Source organism: Clostridium vitabionis (assembly GCF_015351765.1).
Lineage (GTDB): Bacteria > Bacillota > Clostridia > Lachnospirales > Lachnospiraceae > Clostridium_R > Clostridium_R vitabionis.
Map to the genome: position 1 here is coordinate 247,730 of NZ_JADKQA010000003.1, position 25,136 is coordinate 272,865.

The 25,136-nt window shown below is 50.0% G+C and carries 22 protein-coding genes; 13 read left to right on the plus strand and 9 right to left on the minus strand.

Annotated features, from left to right (window positions below):
* The first annotated feature begins 49 nt into the window (after positions 1-49).
* The 8 genes from ISF27_RS08220 to ISF27_RS08250 all read left to right on the plus strand — a co-directional run bounded on the left by ISF27_RS08220 (position 50) and on the right by ISF27_RS08250 (position 12,221).
* Entirely contained in the window at positions 50-7,090 is a 7,041-nt protein-coding gene (locus ISF27_RS08220; RefSeq protein WP_235986126.1) for an SNF2-related protein, read from the plus strand.
* Positions 7,091-7,245: 155 nt separating this feature from the next.
* Entirely contained in the window at positions 7,246-7,572 is a 327-nt protein-coding gene (locus ISF27_RS08225) for a DUF6664 family protein (RefSeq protein ID WP_194611020.1), read from the plus strand.
* A 95-nt stretch (positions 7,573-7,667) separates the two neighbouring features.
* A complete protein-coding gene (locus tag ISF27_RS08230) occupies positions 7,668-8,117 on the plus strand; it encodes a helix-turn-helix domain-containing protein (protein ID WP_194611022.1) in 450 nt (149 codons plus the stop codon).
* Positions 8,118-8,275: 158 nt separating this feature from the next.
* Complete coding sequence (locus ISF27_RS08235) at positions 8,276-9,163, plus strand: DMT family transporter (RefSeq protein ID WP_194611025.1); 888 nt, start codon at positions 8,276-8,278, stop codon at positions 9,161-9,163.
* Positions 9,164-9,234: 71 nt separating this feature from the next.
* Positions 9,235-9,906 (plus strand): ankyrin repeat domain-containing protein, encoded by a 672-nt coding sequence (locus tag ISF27_RS08240; RefSeq protein WP_194611027.1) that lies wholly within the window; start codon positions 9,235-9,237, stop codon positions 9,904-9,906.
* Between the two features lie 221 nt (positions 9,907-10,127).
* Positions 10,128-11,567, plus strand: a complete 1,440-nt coding sequence (locus ISF27_RS08245) for an ATP-binding protein (RefSeq protein ID WP_194611029.1) — start codon at positions 10,128-10,130, stop codon at positions 11,565-11,567.
* A gap of 89 nt (positions 11,568-11,656) precedes the next feature.
* Entirely contained in the window at positions 11,657-11,791 is a 135-nt protein-coding gene (locus ISF27_RS13450) for a hypothetical protein (RefSeq protein WP_268904253.1), read from the plus strand.
* The gene (locus tag ISF27_RS08250; protein WP_194611031.1) at positions 11,784-12,221 is read left to right on the plus strand and encodes a helix-turn-helix domain-containing protein; all 438 of its coding nucleotides are present in this window, start codon (positions 11,784-11,786) and stop codon (positions 12,219-12,221) included. The genes ISF27_RS13450 and ISF27_RS08250 overlap by 8 nt, the downstream gene beginning before the upstream one ends.
* Positions 12,222-12,357: 136 nt before the next feature.
* On the opposite strand, the gene ISF27_RS08255 is transcribed toward ISF27_RS08250, so the two are convergent.
* The 4 genes from ISF27_RS08255 to tnpA (ISF27_RS08270) form a co-directional block, all read right to left on the minus strand.
* On the minus strand, positions 12,358-14,589 hold the full coding sequence (locus tag ISF27_RS08255) for an IS1634 family transposase (protein WP_194610061.1): 2,232 nt from the start codon (positions 14,587-14,589) through the stop codon (positions 12,358-12,360).
* Positions 14,590-14,813: 224 nt separating this feature from the next.
* A complete protein-coding gene (tnpC, locus tag ISF27_RS08260; RefSeq protein ID WP_194611033.1) occupies positions 14,814-16,448 on the minus strand; it encodes an IS66 family transposase in 1,635 nt (544 codons plus the stop codon).
* Between the two features lie 127 nt (positions 16,449-16,575).
* On the minus strand, positions 16,576-16,935 hold the full coding sequence (gene tnpB / locus ISF27_RS08265) for an IS66 family insertion sequence element accessory protein TnpB (RefSeq protein ID WP_194611034.1): 360 nt from the start codon (positions 16,933-16,935) through the stop codon (positions 16,576-16,578).
* Positions 16,929-17,342: an IS66 family insertion sequence element accessory protein TnpA gene (gene tnpA / locus ISF27_RS08270; protein ID WP_194611035.1), complete on the minus strand. Its 414-nt coding sequence runs from the start codon at positions 17,340-17,342 to the stop codon at positions 16,929-16,931. Before tnpA (ISF27_RS08270) ends, tnpB (ISF27_RS08265) begins: the two co-directional genes overlap by 7 nt.
* Positions 17,343-17,457: 115 nt before the next feature.
* Here tnpA (ISF27_RS08270) and ISF27_RS08275 point away from each other — a divergent pair, with 115 nt between their 5' ends.
* The 3 genes from ISF27_RS08275 to ISF27_RS08285 are packed head-to-tail and all read left to right on the plus strand — an operon-like array spanning position 17,458 to position 20,108.
* Complete coding sequence (locus ISF27_RS08275) at positions 17,458-18,126, plus strand: tyrosine-type recombinase/integrase (RefSeq protein ID WP_194611036.1); 669 nt, start codon at positions 17,458-17,460, stop codon at positions 18,124-18,126.
* Positions 18,119-19,096 carry a tyrosine-type recombinase/integrase gene (locus ISF27_RS08280; protein ID WP_194611037.1) on the plus strand — a complete coding sequence of 326 codons (978 nt, stop codon included), beginning with the start codon at positions 18,119-18,121 and terminating at the stop codon, positions 19,094-19,096. The genes ISF27_RS08275 and ISF27_RS08280 overlap by 8 nt, the downstream gene beginning before the upstream one ends.
* Positions 19,086-20,108, plus strand: coding sequence for a tyrosine-type recombinase/integrase (locus tag ISF27_RS08285; protein WP_194611038.1), 1,023 nt, complete (start codon positions 19,086-19,088; stop codon positions 20,106-20,108). The genes ISF27_RS08280 and ISF27_RS08285 overlap by 11 nt, the downstream gene beginning before the upstream one ends.
* A 20-nt stretch (positions 20,109-20,128) precedes the next feature.
* Here ISF27_RS08285 and ISF27_RS08290 read toward each other — a convergent pair whose 3' ends face one another.
* The 3 genes from ISF27_RS08290 to tnpA (ISF27_RS08300) form a co-directional block, all read right to left on the minus strand.
* On the minus strand, positions 20,129-21,241 hold the full coding sequence (locus tag ISF27_RS08290) for an IS66 family transposase (RefSeq protein WP_194611039.1): 1,113 nt from the start codon (positions 21,239-21,241) through the stop codon (positions 20,129-20,131).
* 273 nt (positions 21,242-21,514) lie between these two features.
* Positions 21,515-21,871, minus strand: a complete 357-nt coding sequence (tnpB, locus tag ISF27_RS08295; protein WP_194611040.1) for an IS66 family insertion sequence element accessory protein TnpB — start codon at positions 21,869-21,871, stop codon at positions 21,515-21,517.
* A complete protein-coding gene (gene tnpA / locus ISF27_RS08300; protein WP_194611041.1) occupies positions 21,861-22,265 on the minus strand; it encodes an IS66 family insertion sequence element accessory protein TnpA in 405 nt (134 codons plus the stop codon). Before tnpA (ISF27_RS08300) ends, tnpB (ISF27_RS08295) begins: the two co-directional genes overlap by 11 nt.
* A gap of 373 nt (positions 22,266-22,638) precedes the next feature.
* Here tnpA (ISF27_RS08300) and ISF27_RS08305 point away from each other — a divergent pair, with 373 nt between their 5' ends.
* Together ISF27_RS08305 and ISF27_RS08310 are read left to right on the plus strand one after the other, a co-directional pair.
* Complete coding sequence (locus ISF27_RS08305) at positions 22,639-22,845, plus strand: hypothetical protein (RefSeq protein ID WP_194611042.1); 207 nt, start codon at positions 22,639-22,641, stop codon at positions 22,843-22,845.
* A gap of 6 nt (positions 22,846-22,851) precedes the next feature.
* Complete coding sequence (locus ISF27_RS08310) at positions 22,852-23,082, plus strand: DUF434 domain-containing protein (protein WP_235986128.1); 231 nt, start codon at positions 22,852-22,854, stop codon at positions 23,080-23,082.
* Positions 23,083-23,153: 71 nt separating this feature from the next.
* On the opposite strand, the gene ISF27_RS08315 is transcribed toward ISF27_RS08310, so the two are convergent.
* Both ISF27_RS08315 and ISF27_RS08320 read right to left on the minus strand, forming a co-directional pair.
* Complete coding sequence (locus ISF27_RS08315; RefSeq protein WP_194609766.1) at positions 23,154-23,387, minus strand: hypothetical protein; 234 nt, start codon at positions 23,385-23,387, stop codon at positions 23,154-23,156.
* Positions 23,387-25,084 (minus strand): IS1634 family transposase, encoded by a 1,698-nt coding sequence (locus tag ISF27_RS08320; protein ID WP_194609764.1) that lies wholly within the window; start codon positions 25,082-25,084, stop codon positions 23,387-23,389. Before ISF27_RS08320 ends, ISF27_RS08315 begins: the two co-directional genes overlap by 1 nt.
* Positions 25,085-25,136 lie beyond the last annotated feature (52 nt).

The window sequence follows — 25,136 nt, forward strand, 5'->3', positions numbered from 1 at the left end:
GGAAGAAACACCGGAGGAAAACGCGGGAGGCGGCGGGCTTCCCGCGTTTTTGGATGAGGAATTGATCAATGCCATCCTCTCCAATCCGGACGATGACCTGAAATACAAGAAGGCGCAGATCGAGATGTATTTTGCCGCCCATCCGGATACTGCGGAACGGGCGGAATATCTCAAAAGCGCCTACCCGGACCGCTTCACGGAGCTGCTTGTGGGCGCATCCCGCAAGCGTGTAGGCTACCATGCGCAGAAGGACGGACTTCTTTTGTGGGAGGGTTCCTACCTCTCCCGCACCAGTGAAAGCGTTTTTTCCTGGCAGGTCGTGGCAGAACTGTCCGCGCAGATCATCGACAAAGGCGAATACCGCATCAACAGGGACAGCAAGGGGCTGAAAACACAGGAGGCTCAGCAGCTGTCCCTGTTTGATTTTGCAGACTTTACCGAGCCGGAGCAGACGGCACCGGCACAGCCCGTGTCCTACGGCCTCCGCTATCCACAGCAGGTGATCGACGAAGCCCTCTGTATCGGAGCCAATGACCGGAACAGCCGTCTGATCATCTGTGCGTACTTTATGAAAAACAAGTCCCTTGCGGAGAACGCTCATTTTCTCATGGAACACTACGGCGAAAACGGCGCGGGGTTCTATCTGAACGACCGACAGTATGCCATCTGGTACAACGCCGAGGGTATCCGCCTCTCCTCCGGGGACAGCGTGCGGGGCAACACCGCCATGCTGATCTCCTGGGAGGACGCAGCCAGACGTATCCGGGAACTGTTGGACGCCGGGCGTTACATGCCCCAGGCGGAACTTGACCAGGTGGAGGACTTTGAACTTCAGGAAGTGGCAAACAGCCTCTGGTATCTCCGTCAGGACTTTTCCGAAGACGCAAGGGAGCAAAACCTGTTGCCGGAGATCGGCCGCATTTATGCGTCAGGCGGCGGTTTCCCGGAGCAGACGGCACAGATCAAGGAGCTGCTGAAACAGTCGGAGACCTTGGAGGGTCTTGTGGAGGAAGTGCAGAGCTTTATCTCCGCCCACGAGGGAAACCGTGATCTTCTGCGTTTTCACTTCCACCGTCCGAAACGAATACTGGAACGGCTGACCGATCTGCAGCGTGAACCTGTTCGCTTTACCGCCGCCGAGGATTACGATCCCCAGTGGCGTTTCTTTATCTCCATGGATGAGATCGACAAGCTCCTGCGGGGCGGAAACTCCCATTACAGGCTCGGCGTCTATTCTTTTTATCTGGAGCATCCGGATACAAATGAACGGGCAAAATATCTGGCAAACTACCACGGCGACAGCGGGTACTACGGCGGCAATGACGGTATCAGTTACGGCAGTAAAGGACTTTCCTTCAGCCACGGCGATATTACAGCCCCCTACGCCAAACTGGACTGGAGCTGGAACAAAACCGCACGGCGTATCGCGGCGCTGATTGAGAACGGCAGCTTTCTGTCCGAGGAAGACCGAGCCGCTATGCCGGATTATGAACGTCGGGAACTATCAGCAGTCATTCTCCGCGCTTTTTATGATCTTCCGGAGGAGCATCCCCGTCCGTTCAACGGCAACCCGATCAGCGACTATTGGGAGGCTGTCCGGGAAATCCAGGAGCAGCTCACCGACCCGGTGAAGGTAGAAGCGATCTATCAGATGCTGATCTCCGCCGCGGATGGGACAAATCCGGAGGATCGGTACTATCAGGACCGTCAGGACGCTTTATCTGCTTTTGACTCCTACCGGGAGGGAACCTATTCCCTGTTTGGAGAGAAGCGGGAGCCGATCCCGGTCCCGTTGCAGGCCCAGGAGATTCAGCTGGAAACAAAAGAACAGACGGACTTTGAGAAGGCCATCTGGCTGATCAACGACTACTGTCAGGAGACCTTTGAGAGCGACGCAGACTTTGACGATCTCTCCCATGTGGATCTGGCTTATTCCAGCACCGGAGACGGCGAGCATCCGATTGAGGTCTATGCGGACCTTGTGGATTTCCGCCTTGTCTATGCCGTGGATGGAGAAGCGGTCTATATCAACGAGTGTCAAAGCCTTGCGGAGCTGAATGGCTATCTTGCGGGTCTGAGTTTTGACACCATGATCGCGGATGCGGAAGAAGCATTTTCAGAGCGAGAACAAGAACTGGCAGAGGCGATAGCGACAAAAACAGAAAGTCTATCAAAGCTGGATGAGCGGGAAGAAATTGCCCCTCTTGCTCCACCAAAACCACGCCGTGAGCGAATGGCCTTTACCATACTGCATCCTGAGATATCAGCTGAAAAAAGACACGACTTCCGTATTACCGACCCGGAGCTGGGCTATGGCACCCGGAGCGAAAAGTACGCCGCCAATGTCGCCGCGATCCGCACCTTAAAGCAGATCGAAGCAGAGGAGCGGCTGGCTACGCCGGAGGAGCAGGAAATCTTATCCCGTTACGTGGGCTGGGGCGGCCTGTCCGACTGCTTTGACGAGCGCCACGGCAAGTATCTGGAACTGAAAAGCCTGCTAAACGACGAAGAATACGCTGCAGCAAGGGCAAGCTCCCTTACTGCCTTTTACACTTCCCCGGTCATCATCGGTGCCATGTATGACGCACTCTCCCATATGGAATTTCAGGGCGGCAATATTTTAGAGCCAGCCTGTGGCGTGGGCAACTTCATCGGGATGCTGCCGGAGGGCATGGCAGGAAGCCGCACCTACGGTGTGGAGATTGACAGTATCTCCGGGCGAATCGCTGGACAGCTCTACCAGAACAGCCAGATCGCGGTCAACGGCTTTGAAAAGGTACAGATGCCGGACAGCTTCTTTGATGTGGCTGTGGGCAACGTGCCATTTGGTGACTTCAAGGTGCTGGACAAAAAGTACGACAAGCACCACTGGCTGATCCACGATTACTTTTTCGGCAAGACACTGGACAAGGTGCGTCCGGGCGGCATCGTTGCCTTCATTACCAGCAAAGGGACGATGGACAAGGAAAACTCCGCTGTCCGCAAATACCTTGCTCAGCGCGCCGACCTGATCGGGGCCATCCGCCTGCCGGATAACGCTTTCAAGCAGAACGCCGGGACGGAAGTCACCAGTGACATCCTCTTTCTCCAGAAGCGGGACCGAATGACGGACATCGAACCGGATTGGGTACATCTGGAAACGGATCGAAACGGCATCCGGATGAACGCATACTTTGTGCAGCACCCGGAGATGGTTTTGGGCAACATGGTCATGGAGACAGGCCGCTTTGGAGAAGAAAGCGCCTGTAAAGCCTATGAGGACGGCGACCTGGCCGAACAGCTTCGGGACGCCATCAGCAACCTCCATGCGGAGATCACCGCCTATGAGATGGAGGACTTGGAGGAGGACGAGGAAGACCGCTCCATCCCGGCCGATCCCACGGTACGCAACTTCAGCTTTTGCCTCACGGAGGGCGAGCTGTACTTCCGTGAAAACTCCCGCATGTACCCGGTATCTGTTTCTGTCACGGCGGAGAACCGCATCCGCGGCATGATCGCCATACGGGACTGCGTGCGGCGGCTCATTGAGCTTCAGACCGAGGACTACCCGGAAGCCGACATTCAGGCCGAACAGGGAAAGCTAAACCGGCTTTACGATGACTACACCGCCAAGTATGGCCGGATCACCAGCCGGGGCAACAGCCTTGCCTTCGGGGAGGACGCCAGCTACTGCCTGCTCTGTTCTCTGGAGGTTTTAGACGAGGAGAGCAACTTTGAGCGCAAGGCGGACATGTTCACCAAGCGCACCATCCGGCCCCATGTGCCGGTGACGACGGTAGACACCGCCAGTGAAGCCCTTGCCGTCTCCATTTCGGAAAAGGCGCGGGTAGACATGGCGTACATGGCGGACCTCTCCGGCAAGAGCGAGGCGGAGCTGGAAGCAGAACTTTCCGGCGTTATCTTCCGGGACATCCAGTGCGCGGAGGAAGCCGCGGCCATTCCCAGAGCCTTTGTGGACCTGGAACGTTTCTCCTTTGTGACGGCGGATGAGTACCTGTCCGGAAACGTGCGGCGGAAGCTCCGCATGGTAAAGGCACTGGCGGCGGCAAGACCTGACCTGGCCGAAAAGGTGCAAGGTAACATTACGGCGCTGGAGGCCGTGCAGCCGGTAGACCTGACCGCAGGCGAGATCGGCGTGCGCATTGGCGTCAACTGGATACCCACGGAGATCTACGAGCAGTTCATGTATGAGCTGTTCGGAACCGGCTATTATGGTCGCGACCGCATCCACGTACTCCACTCCAAAGCCACCGGCGAATGGAACATCACCAATAAGAACGCTGACAGCAGCAACGTCAAGAGCTTTACCACCTATGGTACCAAACGGGTCAGTGCCTATCATATCCTGGAGCAGACCCTGAATCAGAAGGATGTACGGGTCTTTGACTACATCTATGACGAGAACGGAAACAAGAAAGCGGTTCTCAACAAGAAGGAGACCGCCATTGCCCAGGACCGGCAGGAGCTGATCAAGGCGCAGTTTGCCGAGTGGATCTGGAAGGACATCGACCGGCGTGAGCAGTTATGCCGCATTTACAACGAGACCTTTAACAGTATCCGGCCACGGGAATACGACGGGCAGCACATCCGTTTTTCCGGCATGAACCCGGAGATCACGCTCAGGAAACACCAGATCGACGCCATTGCCCACATCATGTACGGCGGGAATACCTTGTTGGCACACGAAGTGGGTGCAGGCAAGACCTACGAGATGGTTGCGGCGGCGATGGAATCAAAACGCCTGGGCCTCTGCACGAAATCCCTGATCGTGGTGCCGAACCACATCACAGAGCAGTGGTCCGGCGAGTGGCTCCAGCTCTACCCGTCTGCCAACATCCTTGTGGCGACAAAAAAGGACTTTGAGACGAAAAACCGCAAGAAATTCTGCGCGCGGATCGCCACCGGGGATTACGACGCGGTGATCATTGGCCACAGCCAGTTTGAGAAAATCCCCATGTCCGCCGAGCGTCAGGAGATCATCATCCAGCGACAGATCGATGAGATCATGGATGGTATCGACGAAGCTAAGCGCGCCAAAGCCGAGCGTTATACGGTAAAGCAGCTGGAGCGCACCAAGAAGTCACTGGAAAACAAGATGGCCAGACTCAATGACCAGAGTAGAAAAGACAGCCTCGTGACCTTTGAAGAACTGGGCGTGGACCGTGTGTTCATCGACGAAAGTCACTATTTTAAGAACCTCTTTCTGGCGACGAAAATGCGCAACGTGGGCGGCATCGCCCAGACCGAGGCCCAGAAATCCAGTGACCTTTTTATGAAGTGTCAGTATTTAGATGAGATTACCAATGGGCGCGGCGTGGTGTTTGCCACCGGTACGCCGATCAGTAACTCCATGGTAGAGCTATACACCATCCAGCGGTACTTGCAGTACCACACGCTGGAGGAAATGGACATGCTCCACTTTGACGACTGGGCGGCGGCCTTTGGAGAAACCATCACGGCCATTGAGCTGTCCCCGGAAGGCTCCGGCTACCGCGCCAAGACGCGGTTTGCGAAGTTTTATAACCTACCTGAGCTGATGAGCACCTTCAAGTTGGTGGCAGACATCCAGACAGCGGATATGCTGAAGCTCCCGGTGCCGAAGGCCAACTTCCACACGGAGGTCATCAAGCCGTCCGAAATCCAGCAGGAAATGATAAAGGGCCTTGCGGAGCGTGCCGAGAAGATTCGGGCGGGCGGCGTAGACCCCAAAGTAGACAATATGCTGCGGATCACCAACGACGGGCGGAAGCTGGCGCTGGACATGCGGCTCATCAACCCGCTGGCGGCGGACGACCCGGAGGGAAAGGTGTCTGTCTGTGCCGGGAACGTGCATCGTATCTGGGAGCAGACTACCGGGCAGCGCGGAACGCAGCTTGTGTTCTGCGATCTGTCCACGCCGAAGGGTGACGGTAGCTTCAATGTCTATGACGACCTGAAGCAGAAGCTCATGGCAGAAGGCGTCCCGGAAGGCGAGATCGCCTATATCCACGATGCCAACACCGAAGCCAGAAAGAAGGAGCTGTTCGCAAAGGTGCGGGCCGGGCAGGTGCGTATCCTGATGGGCTCCACCCAGAAGATGGGTGCCGGAACCAACGTGCAGGATCGCCTTGTGGCACTCCATGATCTGGACTGCCCGTGGCGGCCCTCTGATCTTGCCCAGCGGCTGGGGCGTATCGTCCGGCAGGGTAACAACAATGACGAAGTGGATATTTACCGCTACGTCACGGAGGGAACCTTTGACGCATATTTGTATCAGCTGGTGGAAAATAAGCAGAAGTTCATTGCGCAGATCATGACCAGCAAGAGCCCGGTCCGGGTGGCGGACGACATCGACGAGACCGCTCTTTCCTACTCCGAGATCAAGGCGCTGGCTACCGGCAACCCGCTGATCATTGAAAAGTGCAACCTGGACATGGAGGTAGGCAAGCTGAATGTGCTGAAAGCCAGCCATTTGAGCCAGAAATACGCACTGGAGGAAATGGTGCTGAAGAAATACCCGAAGATGATACAGGACTTAAAACAGCGTATCCTCGGATATGAGCAGGACGCCCATCTTGCGGGGCTGCACCCCAAACCGAAGGAAGGCTTTGCAGGCATCACACTTATGGGGAAAGAGCTTGCGGATAAGGAGGCCGCGGGAAAAGCCATCATAGACGTATGCAGCACAATGACAGGCTCCGGGACTGCCGAGATGATCGGTGAGTACCGGGGCTTTTTCCTTTCCGTCACCTATGACGGTGCAAAGAACGAGTACCAGATGCACCTGAAGGGTACGCTCTCCCACACGGCGGTGCTGGGCGCGGACGTGTTCGGCAACATCACCCGTATAGACAACGTGATCGACGGCATTGCCGGGAAGCTGGACAAGGTGCAATCCGAGCTTGAGGACACCGAAACACAGATGAAGAACGCCAAGGAACAGATGAACGCACCCTTTGTAAAGGAGGCGGAGCTGAAGGAAAAAGAGGCGCGGCTGAAGGAACTGAATATCCTGCTCAACATGGACGAGAAGGATCGCTCCCTGATCGATGAGGTGCCGGAAGATGAACCGATGTCAGTTAGAGACCGGAACAATGCGCTTACCCGATGAGCAGGTATTTTATCAAGGAGACGGGAGGAATCCGATGATTGGCGCTATCATGGTCAATAACGCGAGAGGCAGGTGTGCCCTGTCTCTTGCATATCCCACAGTTGTCGGAATGGACAGGGATGGTATGCTAAGAAGAAAAAGGAGTGCATGGCGCAATGAAAAATGAGATGTTTACTGACCTTCCCAGGCGGATCGAGGAAGGCTTTCCGGAAATGGAAAATGAAATGCTGATGGAGTTGCGGCGGAAAGATGACGAATATGCCCAAATTCACAAGTACTTTTACAGCCTACAGGAACAGCATCCTTTTATTCTGGAGGTCCTGGAAGGAAAAGGGAAAACTTCTCTTACGGAAGAAGAACACGATATCCTGCTGGAATATCTGGATCTGTATCGAAAGATGGACGAGAGAGAGCGTATCCACATCTACTTCCGTGGTCATACGGACGCGTTGGCCTATTTGAAGCGAATTGGGGTAGTGTGATTTCTTAATTGATATTTGTTCACTTTTCTGATTCTATTGACATTAGGTCGGCGCGCCGATATAATGAGGATGAACAAAAATCGGGAGGCGACAATATGGACTTACAGACACTGCTTGATCAGAGACAGATCACCAAATATCATCTTTCTAAAATCAGCGGCGTACCAAAGACTACGATTATGGATATATGTGCAGGACGGAGCGAGATCAAACGCTGTTCGGCAAAAACAGTCCAGCAGCTTGCGAAAGCGTTGGATTGCACAATGGAAGACATCATGGAATTGTCCTCTCCTTGTGATGGTAAGGCAGGACTTCCGAAAGATGAAGATTCCTTTGAGTGCGATCTGCCGCCGTTTCTCACAACATCCATTGAAGCGATGAAGAAAGCGCAGGCGAAGCTGGACCGTGGCGAGGAATACGATGAGTGGGACTGTGACTTTTGCGATCTGCAATCCAGCATAAATGTCGCTGAGACGGAGCAGATCATAAGTCCTGATCAGGCGTGGTATCTCAGAGAGAAATATTTGGGACTGAAAAGGGCATAATAAATGCAGATTTCATGCTTTGCAGTTCTTGGCTCATCCATGTGATGCCAAAAAGTCTAATAAAATGTAAGTGGAAGGAATGAAATTCCATGCTTAGAGCAGGAGTTCCGCCTGGTCGATGATGTTGACAGATTCCGTATATTTTGGGAGAAAGAACAATGTCAGGAGAAAACAAAAGCCTGGTGTCTGCTGAAACTGCAGGTGGAAAGAAAAAAAGAAGAAACCATTTGATAAGACATGTCATTCTGGGCGTGTTGTTCTTCTTTGCTATGCTATTTTGTTCAACTATGGCAGCCGGGCTCCTGGCTCATAGTTTCGTAACAGAAAATATTTTGGCTATTGTCGGCCTTATGTTTGCTGCAATATTCATCATTCCTTTTGAAAAATGGCTGGTATATAGGGAGGCACATTCAAGACACAAGGTTTTGCTTCCTGTTTTTCTTATTCTGGCTGTTTTTGCTGCCACGTTTGCAATGATGTTCCATCAACTTGACAAATCCTCGTCAGCCACTGTTTTGGGAAAGAATGTAAACGCATGTGGGTATCATCATGATTTTACGGATTTCGGGAGCAGAAATCTGGAGAAACTGATACAGGAGAAGTGCAGTAAATCTGAAGGCATTCTGGTGACGCGGATTGATTTAAAGGACTATCATGAAGTTTTTCTATTCAAAGAAAATGAAATTACAGCACATGAGTTTGTGGAGCAAAATAGAAGATATTTTTACATCGGAACACGAAAACTTGTGTATCATGCTGCCTATTATCCAATTGATTCTTATAGCTGGCAGGAAACAGTGTTTGCGGATGCGTCAGAAAGTTGTCTGTCTCATGGAATCCGATTTTTCAAGAACGGTGACAGTGACCCTGCGTGGGGAGTAACAGATTTCAATCCAAAGAAAACCATTCAAATTAAGGGAAAATACCCGGATCAGGTAAAAAAGCTGGAGACAGATGGTGGATCAGCAATATATCTGTGGATTTATGACGATCTGAATAATACGGCAAAACTGAAACATGAAGACATAACGGTGACGAATCAATAAGGCGTTTCTATGTAAATCAGGGATTCCTGTGTTTTGCATGGAAAAACAGGCATGGGAGGCTTGAACGAAAAGTGAAAAAACTGTTTATAATGATTCGCCAGGGGAATTTGAACGAAGTAAAAAGAATCATTGAACGAAAGCCGGATGAAGTAAATTGTGTTTCCGGATCGTCACCGAAGAAAGATCATGGCCAGTCTCCCCTGCAGATTGCATTTAAAACGGGAAACTTTGAAATTGCAGGCTACCTGATCGACCACGGTGCTGACATCAACTTCATGGAGAGCGAAGATGAGGATACCGGCCTTCGTGCACCGGTCCTGTTTGATGCAATTAATGCCGTGATCATGTCCCTCTGCTACAAAGATTTTAACGCTTCAGAGCTTGCATTTATTTACGTTGAAAGGTTGGTCAGGGAAGGGGCGGATGTGAATCAAACAGCCTCCAACGGATGGAACGCCATCGAGTGGACGATTACCCGGGCGGAGCAAATAATTGAAAGGCCGACCGTATACACAGAGTCGCAGGATGCGGTACGAAGGCAATGTGCAAAAATCCTGGATATGCTGATACAGAATGGTGCAGATTATATTGCCTGGGCCAATAAAGAACAATATCCGGGGATTACCAACAAGGCTTTATATATTGATGATTTTGTTCCGAAGAATGAGAATGATATTGACCGCCACCGGGGAATGAGGAATTTTATGCAGAACTATTTTCTCGGCAGGAATCTGCATACTTGATTCATGCTATCCTTCATGAGTTATAGGTTTTTATGCCGAAATTGCCAAACAGCCGATTTAATGTCGTGCAGGGAATGCCGCAGGAGCCGTCTTTTTGCAACGATAATTATTGGCGTCCTGATGACAAACAATCACGGGCGGAAACTGCGAGAAGCAAAATGTAGTTGTTGAGAAAAAATGAAACAAAAAGTTAAACGTAATCATTGAACTGGAGTGATAAGATGTCGGGATTCAACGAAATCGAAAAATTAATCGGTGAAGCGACCGAGTATGATAAAAAACAGGCGGTGGAGCTTAAGAAGCCCAAAAGCTGGTGCAAAAGTGTCAGTGCCTTTGCCAATACATCTGGAGGCACTCTGATCTTTGGGATTGCCGATGACGATTCTGTCGTTGGTCTGTCGGATGCAGAGCATGACGCGGAAGCAGTCAGTAATATTATGAAAAACCGTCTGTCCCCTGTTCCGGAGTTCAACCTGTCTTTTCATGTGACAGAAAATGGGAAGAAGCTATTGCTGCTTCATATTTTCAAAGGGGAGGAGACACCGTATTACTATTCTGCTGATGGGACAACAGAAGCCTATATTCGCATCGGCAATGAAAGTGTCCCTGCTGATTCGACCGATTTGAAGCGGTTAGTGCTCAGAGGACGTAATGCAAGTTATGATTCGCAGAATTCACCTTTCGAGGTTGCGGATTATTCTTTTACTAAACTGAGAGAACGATTCAAAATCTGGACCGGGAAGAGCTTGGAAGAGAAAGACTTCTCATCCTTTGGAATGATCGGGACGAATGGGAATCTCACAAATGCGGGCGCGCTTCTTGCGGATGAATCCCCCATTCGGTGGTCAAGAGTGTTCTGCACCCGCTGGAATGGCAAAACAAAAAGCGGTGGGATTGTGGATGCGCTGAATCATGCAGAGTATTCCGGAAGCCTCATTTCTCTGTTGAACGATGCGGAATCCTTTATTAAAAGCAACTCTAAAACCATTTGGAAGAAACTGCCTGATTCAAGGCTGGAGCTGCCGGAATATGTGCATCGCAGCTATTTTGAAGCATTGGTCAATGCCTTGATTCACCGGGACTACCTGATCAATGGCAGTGAGGTGCATATAGATATCTTCGATGATCGCATGGAGATCTATTCTCCCGGCGGAATGCCGGACGGAACGCTCATACAGGAGCGAAATATTAAAGGGGTTCCTTCCATCCGTCGGAACCCGGTCCTTGCGGACATCTTTGCGAGACTTGGCTATATGGAACGCTCCGGGAGCGGATTGAGCAAGATACGGGACGCCTATGAGTTCTCAGCCAATTATTCACAAGACAAGGCACCTGTCTTTTATTCAGATCGGTCTCAATTCCTCGTAACACTGCCTAATTTGAACTATCTGCAAGAGCTTCCGGCAGATAGACCGGCAGATCCGGCAGATAGACCGGCAGATCCGGCAGATAAAAACAAAATGCTAAATGCACGGCAAAAAGAAATTCTTAGTAAAATGGAGTACGGGGTAGAATATAGCGCTGCAGAGCTTGCGGAAATTCTTGGAATTAAAGGTTCACGCACAAGAGAATTATTAAATGATCTTGTGGATAAGGGATTATTGAATAAAACGGCAGAAACGAACAGAAGGCGTTATCTGAAGATTCCCTTAGATAAATAAGCTTCGGTTGGTTTAGCTGGGCGTATGAGAATTAGAATTGGCTGAACTCTTTAGAGCGTGGGGTGCTTATTGACCATAAGGTTAATAAAATGGAAATAGAAGACGATAATAAATCGAAAGTTGCAGATCTAAAAGCAGTCATGCTAATATGCGTTGCTTGTGGCAACGGCTCATTCGATTTTAGAATTGAGTCATCAAAACAAGGAGGCATAGATTATGCTTAATGAAAACATTAAAAAACTTCGACAAGCAAAAGGACTATCACAGGAAGAACTTGCTATTAAGTTGAATGTAGTAAGGCAGACCGTATCGAAGTGGGAGAATGGGTTATCAGTTCCAGATTCAAGTATGCTGATTGCATTGGCAGATGAGTTGGATACATCTGTAGGTATATTGCTTGGAGAACCTGTGACGGAATCTACGCCAGAAGACCTAAAGACAATCTCAGAAAAGTTAGAGGTAATTAATTTACAGTTGGCTAAAAGAAATATGACTAAAGTGAAAACTATCCGTTGGGGACTTCTCTTGTTATGTGCACTGATAGTAATTGTATTTATTGCTCTCGCAGCTATGCAGAGTTCTTATTTGAATTGGGATTATAATAATCCGGAATTAGCAGTAGCAGGAATAATCTCTAATTCCCGGGTATGTTGATAACTTTACACTTTTCAACTTTCCATCAACCGCGGGCTTTTTGGAACTTCGCCCGCGGAAAATAATGGGCTAAATATTACGGATCCATGGTAATCGGCTCCTGTTTTTGGAACTCAATGATAACTTCGCTTGTTGCTCAGGCCCCGTCTCGCTTTGTCCCGGAAAGATCTGCTTCCCTGGCCTCACGCTCAAGTGTCTTCTTGTTCTTGGATTCCGGTGGCCTGCCTGGCTTTCTCTTGACGTGTACGATACCTGCAGCTGCCTCGGCTGCCTCTCGCTCGAGGGTCTTCTTGTTCTTGGATCCAGGCGGTCTGCCCCGGCCTCTCTTTTTCGTTATTCCGTCTGAAGAGTCGGCTGTCCGCGGTACAGAAGTTGCATCCTGCTTTCCTTTGTCCGGAGCAGGTATTGCACCATTGCCATCTGTGATGACATCTGTTGGCTTTTCACCTGAGACGCCGGCTTCTGGTACTGTCAACGGATCGCTGCTATTCGTGTCGAAAGAAGCAACGGATTTTCCACTGGCATCATCCTCAGCAATCCTGAGCCCTGCCTTATCCGCCGCTTTTCTCACGCGAATCAGCTCGTTTGCCTTGCGCTTTTTCTCGATTTCATCATCCGAGAGATAAGCTTTGCGTGCAAATGCGTACTTCCTTGTGAGTTTGTTTTTCTCACCCTCTTTGAAGACATAGGTGAGCGCATTGTCCTTCCGATTGATCTTGAAAGGGCTGGCAATCCGGAAGGCATCGTAGAAATCTCTGGCCTGTCGGATCGGAATCTCCGGGAGAATGACTTCGTCGAAGACCTCCGCCTTCTGACCACGCAGTTCCAGAAACAGGCTGGAGGGAGATTCCCTGAAAACCTGCCCAACTGGGATCTGTTCAAGAAAGCTCTTCCCGCTTTTGTCGGTCATGGCATCCTCGGAAGGTTCATCCAGAGCCTTGGCGAGTGCCGGGGATACCTCCACATACCTGCTGTCCACCATGCCGAGCCGATTCTTGATAACGATGACAAGAAACGTGGCAATGAACGCAATCAGCATGTGTCCTTTCAGGGTCTCCATGTTGTGCTGCCGTACCGGAAGGAACTTTGCATAGTTCTTGCCAAAGTCAAAGTACTGCTCGATATCCTGGCGGACATAGTATTCCGGAAGGACCTCCTCTACAGGAAGGTCTCTTGTAGTGACGATGGCAAAAACACCAAGCTGCTCAGAAATCTCGAGGATCTGGTCACAGGTCATCTTCCTGGCAGACTTCGTCTTCATCAGCCGTGTGTACTTGAAGGAGCTGCTGTCGCGGTCTCTGCAGAGATAAACAAACCCTGTGACGTCCTTCCCAGTTTCCTGATCGACGGCGATCTTCGTCTCGACCTTGACGATATAGAGAATGCGGTCCCTGTACCGAATCGCATTTGTGTCATCTTTAAGCTCCGCGGCATGCTCATCCAGGATCTGCTTGTACAGATCATAGGTGGGATTCAGTCGGGTCATGAAGTCAATGCCAGAGAGAACAAGTTTCTCCATGGTAGAGGGACAGCAGTATCCTGCATCACCAATGGCATAAGAAACATCGCAGTGATACTGTTTCGCCAGCTCAATGATGCGCTGTGTCGTGGAAACATCCACGATGTTGCCCGGGATGATCTCATAGAAGATCGGCAGTCCGGTAGACCGCTGAACAAGGGCAATCATCCGGAACTCGATATTGATATCGCCCTCATGGTTGCTGACACGGGTGACCGGGAGATCACACTTGTTTGGCATTCCGGTGCTGTCGATCAGGATAGAAACCTCCTGATCCGTTGAATTCAGCAGATACTTGATATGCGCAAGAAGGAAGTCCCTGCGCTGGCTGTCGTCGCCGAGCTTTGCCAGCATATCACTGATCCGCTGGCTGTAAATGTTGGCCTTCGGGAACAGGTACGATGCATAGTTCTGTCGATACCACCTGTCGGCATTCACGTTCGCCTTTCCCTCAAGGATGTAATAGAAAAGGAGGGCGTACAGAGTGTCCCGATTCACATATTTGAGAGAGTCAAGGACTTCGTTATAGCCGATCGAATCGATCAGTGTTTTCAGGAAGTAGGAGTCGCCGAAGTCCACAAGCACATGCCGCTCTTTTCGCGCTCCGTCAGGGTTCTGTTCCGCGTTCGGGACATCCTTTGCCTCAAGTGCAGTGATGCTCTGATCATCCGGATTGAAATGGAAGTAACCTTCATCCCGTTTCCAGAAGATAAGGCGGTCCTTGTCGATCACCTTTCCGAGGTACTTCTGCCCCTGCTTCCTGGGGCCCTGATCCGTCTGAATCGTAGAGCCTGGCCATACAGCAACAAGTGTGCCGGATGAGTTATTGCGATAAGAAATGCTAGGCATTTATTCGTCCTCAAGTTATTGTTTATGATAACTTATTGTACGATATTTTGCCCGGCTTCGCAATAGTAGTAGCCAAGAAACACCGTGCTTTAGGCACTTTTTTGAAAATATTGTGCAGAAATATTCCCGAGAGTTATCAAGTTACCCGGGAAATAGAGTTAACAGTTGGAGCAAAACGCTCCAAAATTGAGAGTTGGAGTATTTCGCTCCAACTCTTTCGCTATTCATTGTCCTTTCTTAACATCGGGATTGAACCTGGACTGCATCTCTGCCGACCATGGGAGGATCTCATCTATGCGTACGGACCCATTCTGGTGATCCCGCATATATGACAGTACCTCTGTCAGGTACGGCTTGATTTTCAGACCGTTCAGTCTTGCTGTCTCGATCAGACTGTAGATCGCAGCGCTGGCGACAGCGCCGTTGACAGAATCAGAGAAAAGCCAGTTCCGGCGGCCGACCGCAAACGGGCGGACACTGTTCTCACTGGTCTGATTTGAGATCTCAATCCTGCCGTCCAGGAGATAATTCTCCATGAACCGGCGCTGATTCTGCGCATAAGTCACGGCTTTGTCCAGCCGCGAACCCGATGTCGGATTCTGCTGGTCCAGCCATGACCAGAAAGCCTCGAGCACAGGTTTTTCATGCTCCAGGCGTTCAGTTTTTCTTGTCTCAGGGTCATGTCCTGCAAAACTGCGTTCCCACGCGAAGAGCTTATCGCAAAACTCTTTTCCCTGAAGTCCGGGTGTTCCGGGAACCGGCTTCCCGTCCTTCTTCTGGATCGCATCCACAAACTTTCTTCTGATGTGCGCCAGACAGGAGCAGCGGATCAGTCCTTTCAGGGAATTGTATCCCTGATATCCGTCGCATACGAGATAGTGTCCGCTGAATCCATCCAGAAGTTCAGCCGCATTCTTCCCTGCGCGGGTCGGCCGGTAGCTGTAGATCACGATTGGCGGATCTTTCTCTTTCCTGCCGCTGCAGGTAAGCCACATATACGATTTCTGTGTGGCCGTCCGGCCATCCTCATGGAGAACCTGCACCGGCGTTTCATCGCAGTAGACGATATCCCGCTTCATCAGTTCCTCATGCAGGCGGTTGACTACTTTCAGGATATATTTGATCCCGCAGGTGATGCACCAGTTGGCCAGCGTTGTCCGGTTGACCAGGACTCCGAGCTGGTTCCAGTCCTTCTCCTGACGGTACAGCGGCATGCCCATAAAGTACTTGTCATACATAACCAGTGATACCACACTGGGTGTGGCATACGAGTTCGGGATCAGGGGCTCCGGAAAAGGTGCCTTGATGATCGTGCCGGAATCCGATTCTGCTTTGCATTTCGGACATCCGTAAACTCTGCGGTATACCTTGAAACGGATGACCTGCCTCGGAATGACCTCGATTTCATCACGGACGAATTCTTTGCCGATACATTCCATCGGGGTGCCGCATTTCGGGCAGATTTTTTCAGCATCGGGAAGGTCGACAAAACGTTCCTTCTCTTCAAGATTCCCCATCAGTTCCTGGTGTGTAGACTTCCGCTTTCTTTTGTACGTAACGGTGATCGTATCGCCTTTGGCGGAAGCTTCCACATCAGCCTCTTTCTCTGCTTCATCAAAGAGGCTGAGCTGGCCTTCAATCTGTTTTGTCTTCTCGCTCTTCGGGGCGAAAAGCTGCTTTGTCAGATACGCATTCTGTTCACGGAGGTTTTCGTTCTCCTGCTGAAGCTTCTGAATCGTATTCTGAAAACTGTCGACCATCTTCAGAAGCTGGTCGATCCGCTGGTTCAGCTGTTCAATTGTCCTGATGAGAACCTCGTCCTGAGGAGCGGATCCGGCCGCTTTTCCTGTCGTTTTCATGTCTCTATTATACTATATATCGAGGCATGATTCAGCAGAATGACGAACGCAAAAATGCCGAATTTAAGCCGTTTTCCGGCATTTTAAGCATTCGGGTTTGTGCACTTCTCGTCACTTTTTCATCCAGTCAGAAGTCTTTTTTCTGCCCCGGGATCATAGCCTTGGGCTGCTCGATATCGAGGCCGTCCATGAGATAGCTGAACTGCTTGCGGGTGATCAGCTTTGCCTCCTTCTCCGTGCGCGGCCACTGAAAGCGGCCGTTTTCAACATTCAGTCTTTTATAGAAGAGCACGAATCCGGTCGGCTCATAGTGAAGCGCTTTGATCCTGTCGCAGCGGCGTCCGCAGAAAAGATACAGGTTGTTTGCATACGGATCCAGAGAGAACGTATGCTGGACCAGAGCGGCCAGGCCGTCGATCTGCTTGCGCATGTCTGTGTACCCGGTCACAATGTAGATGCTGCGGACACCGGAAAGATCGCCTAACATACCTGGTGCAGTGCCCGGACAAGCGACTGGATCATCCACTCGTCAGCACCGCTCATGATGTCTGCGGTAAGTGCTCCGGAACGAATCCGAATAACAGGTTCAGGCTTCACTGCCGGTGTTCGATTCGCCGGGGATGCTTCAACAATATCGATCGTCCGGTCCGGAACTTTCACGTCCTGTTCTGCTGCGGCAAAATCAAGTTTTACTACTTCCTGTTTTGCCGCTGATGGGAGCTTCTGTTTCTCTCTGATCTCGATAGCCTGCTTTTTCAGCCGGCGGAGATTGTAATAAAACGTGCTGACCGGTATGCGATTCTCTTTGCACCAGGCATAGTCGGAAAGCCCGCTGACTCTGGCAGCGTTGATGCGCTCCAGCCAGATCCTGTCTGTTTCCTGCTTAAGCTGCATGAAGTCCTCCAATCCGATGCTGGAGCAATTCACTCCAACATCTGCTTCAATGTTTGGAGTAATTATCTCAAACGGATTGGAGTGAAACAATCCAACGAATTACTTCGCGCTTACGATGGATCTTTCCGGGATCGTCCCGCATTACAGGAGGAGAAAACCCCTTCCCACGACATATACTCCGGAAGAAATCGCCAGAGTCGAAGCCGTCGTCGATGCCAGTACGGACACAGGGAAGAGGAATCTCGCCATAATCCAGCTTGCAACACGCATGGGACTCCGTTCAGGCGATATAGCCAAGCTGAAATTGACAGAAATAGACTTTGGCCCTGGAATTATCAACATAACTCAGGAAAAGACGGGACTGCCCATTTCCCTACAGATGCCTTCCGACGTATACGATACCCTTGCGGCGCATGTTAAAAATGATATACGTACATCAACTGACGGGTATGTTTTCCACTGCATGGTAGCTCCGTATGGACGCATTTCCACGAGTATAATACGACATGCCGTTAATGATAGTTTCTCTGCAGCGAAAATCGACACAACTGGTAAAAAGCATGGGCCGCATGCTTTCCGTTCGTCACTTGCAAGTTCCATGGTGAACGATGGCACTCCATATGAGGTGGTCAGAAGAATACTGGGGCATTCGGACCCTGACGTCATCAGGCATTATGCAAAAGTCGACATTGAAAACCTGAGGATGTGCTCAATAGATCCACCAGTCCCAACCGGACGTTTTGGAAATTACCTCTCCGGCAAGGAGGTGGTACACCATGTTTGAAAGTATCTACTCGGATCATTTATCACAGTATTACAGCTTGAGGAGTGACACTCTTAGCGATAGTGCAAGAAAACACGAGTTGTGTTACCTTCGCCGGTTCGACGCATATGTCGCCAAACATCTGAAAACTTATGGAGGTATTACGGAAGCATTCGTCAGCGAGTGGGTGGGATCGCTTTCAGGGAAAAGCGGCTCTGTCGAAAACGAAGTGGTCGTAATACGCCAGTTCCTAACTTACCTTGGGCTGTCCGGCGAATGTGTCTTCCTGCCAGTTGTCCCAAAGGTACGTGATGACTATGTACCTTACATTTTCAGTGACAAGGAATTAAGTGTCATTTTTGATTCGGCAGATAACATCGTTCTGAAGGATCCGAAAGCGGACCCATACATAACGGTAGAGTTCCCGGTAATCATTAGATTACTATACAGCTGCGGCCTTAGAGTTGGTGAAACGGTAAAAATAAGCATGCCGGATGTCGATCTGGACAACGGTATTCTCAGGATGCTTAATACGAAGAGGGACAAACACCGCCTCGTACCGATGTCATCTGCTATGGCGGACATCCTGACCAGGTACTGTATGGCTATGGGACTCTATGGTAAAGGCTCCGGATGGCTTTTCCCTTCCTCAAGGAACAACAAGCATATATCGGCCGAAGCGGTCAAGCGCAGATTTAGTTCGATACTTATGGCTAATGGCATCCGTCTGGAAAACCGTAAAAAACATGAGAGAGGGCCATGTCTGCACTGTTTTCGACACGTTTTCGCGTTCAAGTCGTTCTCCCAGGCAGAACGACAGGGAAGACATCTGGATGACTCCATTCCGTTCCTGTCCATATATCTTGGTCATGACGGGATCAACGAAACTGCCAAATATCTGAAATTCAGCAACGAGCTGTTTCCGGAATCCATCGATGCCTTCGGGGACTTTATGAGCGGGCTGCTTCCGGAGGTGGATTATGAAACGTAAAAAGAATTCGTTCTTAGACCACCTTGAATCCTATCTTAGTACCTATCTCCCAAAGGCAAAAGGCTTGTCGGATGCTACTATTGTCTCCTACAAAGCTACGTTCCGTATACTAATGGAGTTTATGTACCAGGTAAAGGGCGTTCCCGCAGATAAGGTGAGTTTCAGTATGCTTGATGAGAAACTCATTATTGAGTTTCTGAACTGGCTGGAGACATCTCGAGAATGCAGTATTTCAACCCGTAACCAGAGGCTTTCAGCCATTGCTGCATTCTCCATGTATGCGCAGAACAGGGACTTTGATGCGGCGGCTGGATTCAGGAACAGTGTTCTAAAAGTGCCGAGAAAGAAAACTTCCCAAAAACGCAGGAGCGCCTTCACGCGGGACGAGGTCAAAATCCTCTTTGAGCTTCCCAACTCCAGAACGGAAATAGGCCTGAGGGACAAGACTTTGTTATGCTTCATGTATGCCAGTGGGACAAGAGCCAAGGAGGCTTGCGATCTTACAGTTGGCGATATTCATTTTTACCCAGACAGGGCAGGCATCAACATACACGGAAAAGGGCAGAAAGTGCGCCGAATCGGTATCCCCCTTGAGGCGTCTTCAATGTTAAAGAAATACATCGTTCACAGAGGTTTAACCAACGATTACGGAGCACATGTATTTTCCAGCCAAACACATGAACAAATGACTGTTTCATGTGTCGAAGAAATCTTTGCCAAATACATTATCAAAGCAAAGCGTGAACATCCAGACCGGTTCAGATACGATTACACGCCACACTCAATGAGGCATACGACTGCTACCCACATGCTTGAAGCTGGAGTTCCGCTCATAGTGGTGAAAAACTTTCTCGGGCATGTGTCCCTGCAGACCACACAGATTTACACTGAAATCTCACAAGACACTGTAAACAGGCAACTCAAATCGTGGAACGATAAATGGTTTCTCAAGGATAATTCCAGTCATAGGGCAGCTACAAGGGCAAGCAATGTTCCGGCTTTCCTGCTTTAAAGTTTGTATCGTTATTTAAGCTAAATAAGGAGAGGCTGTTGGTTCATGCGAATGGTAGGCAGCCCTCCTGGAATAACAATACTCCTTGAATAATGCGCCCAGCAATTCGCTGAGGTGATTCCCGGACTCTTATCTGCCAGGATGTGGTATTGCTGCAAGGCATCACTTTCGATCACCCCTTGATAGCCTTCATAGTAGGCTAACGGAACTTCGGATCCTCTCGATTTGTTGTATTCGTAGAGGATGATCGGGCGGTCCCGATAGAACTCTCCGGACCGGTGGACCCACATGTAACTCTTGGATCGTTTCACAGAAGGATCTGTTTTCTCGCCCGCATAATGGAGAACCTGGACCGGTGTTTCATCGGACTGATTCACGTGGCAGGTAAAAAGCTCTGTTTTCAGCCGCGCACAGAAAGGACGGAAATAATTCTTATAAACGTTCATGACCCAGTTGGCAAGATCCTGTTTGGAAACATGGATCCCATCCTCCTGGAACTGGCCGGCGATCCTTTCATAAGGGAGGCCCAGAACATACTTACCGTTCAGGACCGCACCAATGAGGGAAGGAGTCGAGATGCTGTTTTCAATTGGTTCCGCAGGGTGATCTCCACGAAGGAACTCATCCTGATGATCGCCGCCGGTGCCGACATAGACCCTGACCACATGGTTCTCTACAACCTTTTCCGAGGGAATGTATCTCAGCCTCTTAAAGGTATCATCGCCAAAGTAGCGCCAGTTGCCCGGTCCGAAGTATCGGTCCAGATCTTCTCTGGAGACATCATGTGCCGGGATATCCTCCTGCTTAAAGCCCTTTAGATCCTCTTCCCGTTTGCCGCGCGGTCTCCTCTTTCGAGTGACCGCAGGAAGGATCTCTTCTTCCGAAGGCTCCGGGATGGAAGGGTCGTATAGGAACTCTGTTTCATCAAAAAGGTTCATCTGACCGGTGATCTGGTCCAGCTTTTCCGTATGACGTCCGAAACGCTGCTGTTCAAAGACACGGAACTGCTCCAGGAGCTGTTCATAATTCCTCTGGAGAGCGTGGATCTCGTCCTGCATTCCGAGGATTAGCGTATCCTTTTCACTCGAGGTCAGGCTGTGAAGTTCTTCCTTTTTGAATGACTGCTTCGGCATGAAAAAAGTCCTTTCCGATAAGATTATTATATCGGAAATCCGCTTCCAGAGCCACTTTGCAGGCTTTTGTCATTCGTCATTCTGCCTATGGATCAGGCTCTGCCTGGACCCATTTCAGGAAGGAGTCAAGAGTTGGTTTTTCAATTTCATCTGCTCCAAAACAGGGAACACAGGGCCCGTTTCCATACGCTCTGCCGGCATTCTGTAACCAATAAAAGCACCGGATGGATCGCCCAAAAACGGTGTTTGAATTTCTCTGTTTTGCACAATCCGTTAGTAGATACGCTGGGGCTGTACCTCTCGAATCTTTTGAGCAAGGGGATCATATCCCATCATGAGGAGCCGGTACTGCTCCCTGGTAAGTTCCGCAGCTTCCGCCTGGTTTCTCGGCCAGGAAAAGGCTCCGCCTTCCAGCCGCTTATAAAGGAGAAGAAAGCCGTCTCCTTCCCAGAGGAGCCCTTTGATCCGATCCGTCCTGCGCCCGCAGAACAGGAAGAGGACATTCTTTTCCAGCGGATCCAGCTGATAGTTCGAGCGGATGAGCTCCGCAAGTCCGTCGATCCCTTTTCGAAGGTCTGTGTATCCGCATGCGATAACGATCTTATGGACGTGATAAGCTTCAGCGAGCATCACGAGCCTCCTTCAGGATCACCCGGAGAAGTGCCGGAGAAATCGTGTTGGAGATCTCCACCGTGTTTCCTCCGATGTGAATGACAGCGTCAGCGTGAAACGAAGACTCTTTAGGCTCCGGCTCTGTAGACTGGATCTGTTCCTGCGGCAGCTCCGCAAATGTCACCGGAAGAGAAGCTGCGTCAGAAGGAGCAGCGATCATGGAGGAAGCGCCTGTTTTCTGTTCCAGATAAGCCGCCTGCCGCACCTTACGCTGCCAATAGTAATACTGATCACGAGTAATGCCGTTTTCTTCCAGCCACTCCTTCTGAGTCACACCAGATGGTCTGGCACTGCAGGAGCGGACGATCTTGGCCCAGCTCTCCAGCCGGACTTCTTGAGTAATCTGATCCAATTTTTTACACCTCACTTGAAAAAGCTTGCCCACGAAATGAGTTTTTTGAGTTTTTTCAAGTATGGCAGAAATCGGGTCACACTAACAGGCGCAGGATTTGACGCTTACGTATTATTACTGGCTCCGTCTGATCCACTTTAAAGCATATGAAGAGATGAAAGACCGATCCCTTCCTGCGGCGCAGAATGAATCTCCGGTAACTTTTGCCGAGGTTCCAGTCCAGCAGAAGTCAGCTGTACAGCCTTCACTCCCCGGCTTTCAGCCGGATGCGGTTCTCTGTGCCAGAGGACTATTTGACGTTTACCAGTGGACTGACTGCGATTGAGCAATGGCGATGTTTTGACGTTTATTTTATTAACGAGGGGTGGAACATATGAAATACGGAATGAGAAAACCAAGCTTAAAGAAATCTCTCAGCGCCAGAACGAAGGGCAGAGCAACCCGCGCCGTGAAAAAAGCACTGATTCCCGGTTATGGCAAGAAGGGAATGGGAATTCTTCATCCGAAGAGGGCACTCTATAACAAGGTCCATCGGAAGACTACCTTTGGTTTAGGAGATCTGTTCAAGCTTTTTAAATGACGTGAAATGCCGGAGATGAAATCGAGCAACGAAGTGAAAAAGAATGTCCGGCGCGGCTTTGCGCCAGAAGATGAGAGGCAGTTTTCTGCAGAGTCTGTGCTACTCCTCAGAACAGCAGGCACAGAAGTAAGATATCTTCTTAACCACGGATATCATTTGAAACCGGTCACACAATTTGTGGGGGATCATTATCTGTTTTCAGAGCGGCAGCGTTTGGCGCTTGCAAGATCAATGTGAACTTCCAGAGATTTTACAACTAAAGCACCAGATAACGAGCTTCTTTGCAGTCTCTGGAAGTTTTTCCCGTTTCAGTCTTCCTCTTCTGGCAAGCTGCCCTTGATGTAACGGAGGATATCCTCATAGCTTCGGGAGCTTTCAGCGATTGCCTTCATCAGTTCCTCGCTCTGCAGTGCTTTCTTCTTGTCCAGCAGCTCTTTCAGTTCCTGCGTCAATTGATCATACTGTTGCCTGTTCTTACTGATTGCCGTTTCAAGCTTACTGATCTTTTGCTCCAGTGCATCTCTGCTAATTGTTCTTGCCATTACTTTGTTCCCTCCTTTAGCGCACTATTGATGCAGGCAGCCTTATATTTCACATAAGATGCATCAATTCCAAAGGCGCTCAGGATTTCTTTCTGTGTCTTGGTCACCGCATGATCCATCCTGTACACGTTATCCAACTGCCTGCACATCTCGATTTTTTCCAGCTCCCGGATAGCTGCAGGCACCGTGAAATAATTTGGCTTTTTTAGCATAGTGCCTGCCTTGTCTTTTAACGCGGTATAAATTCTGCAGCGAATGATTAGCGCAATAAATCCGATAAAGATCTTGTTATTTGCCGCTTCTTCCGAGGCAACCCGGAGCGCCCCATTGCCAAGGTAGGACTTATCTGCGCGGAACAGTTTTTCTGACGCATCACGGTTTTTATACAGGCTGATTGCCTGCTTTGCATTCATCTTTTCCGATGTGATGATGGCAAAATAACCGCACAATTCCAGCTCGTCCCGGATCACCTGAAGCTTCGGCTCTGCGTAAACAAACATGCCGCTTTCCTTATCCCTGTGCAGGAAGAAGTATTTTTCAAATGTCGGGCCAAACTCCCGGTCTTCATCGCGGTGTGCATCCAGGAAGCTCTGCATCTGCTGGATCTTCTCTTCAAATCTGGCGCGTTCACCGGCCGCTTTCGCCGCGCTATAATACATATGTACATACCGCTTCCTGGTATCTGATGCATACACAAAAGTGTGAACCGTCTTCCCGTACACGCCGAATTCCGCGATCTGATTACCCCAGTCGTTCTCAAAGGAGCCTTTCTGCTGACGGATCTGATCATGAATAAAGTCCTTGATGCCTTTCACCATAATAATAAATGCAAATCCGTTTTCATCCATAAACTTCAGATTTTCTTTGCTGAAATAGCCCCGATCCAAAATAAAACCAATGTTGTTGTACCCGTACCCTTTTGCCTTCGCGATCATGTACTGCAGCTGCGAAACGTCATTGATGCTTCCCGGATACTTCTCATACATCAGTGGCTCACGGTTGTTCACATCGTAACCAATGGCATAATTAAAGATCGGCAGGCCGGCATCGACCTTCGCTGCGCCATACTCAATCATGCTGATGTCACCGGCTTCACAATTCTTGTTTGTAGAATCGTAGGAGATATAGACCCGTTCACGCTTATTCCGTTCCTCATTCCAAAGATTCAGAAAGTTCTGCCGCTGGTCTTCACTGAGATCCCGCAGGAAATCAGAAATCGTTGAATCACTGTAGATCCTCATATTTGGTGTGAAGAGTGGATGGTTATACGCATAATCCGGATAGTACTGTGCCGCATTATTTTCTGTAATGACGGAGTAGGCAGCCAGGTCAAGAATCATCCCGCTGTTTCTGACGCCAAAAGCAGCCTCCAGTTTCTCGCCCAGCCCGAGATCCTTCACCACCTGATTGATCACCATATATGTGCCGGCTTTCAGTGCGCTGCTCCGGCCGGCATCACCACGTTCCCCGGCTGCTTCCACCTCCGGAAAGAACTTTCGAAAGTTCTCATTCGGGCACATCTTATCCGGATCTTCATCCGACAGTTTTCCGATCGTCGATCTTTTCACGATCGTATACTTGCGTTTTGGATCATAGGCGCGATCGTATTCATAGTACACGTACTTCGCATTTCCCTTCTGTCGGAAAGTGATTTTTCCCTTTTCATCCGGCACATCAACAAGGTAACCAAGATACATAGCTTTCTCCAAAATTAAATAGTGGTATTTACGACTAAATATAGTGTATCAA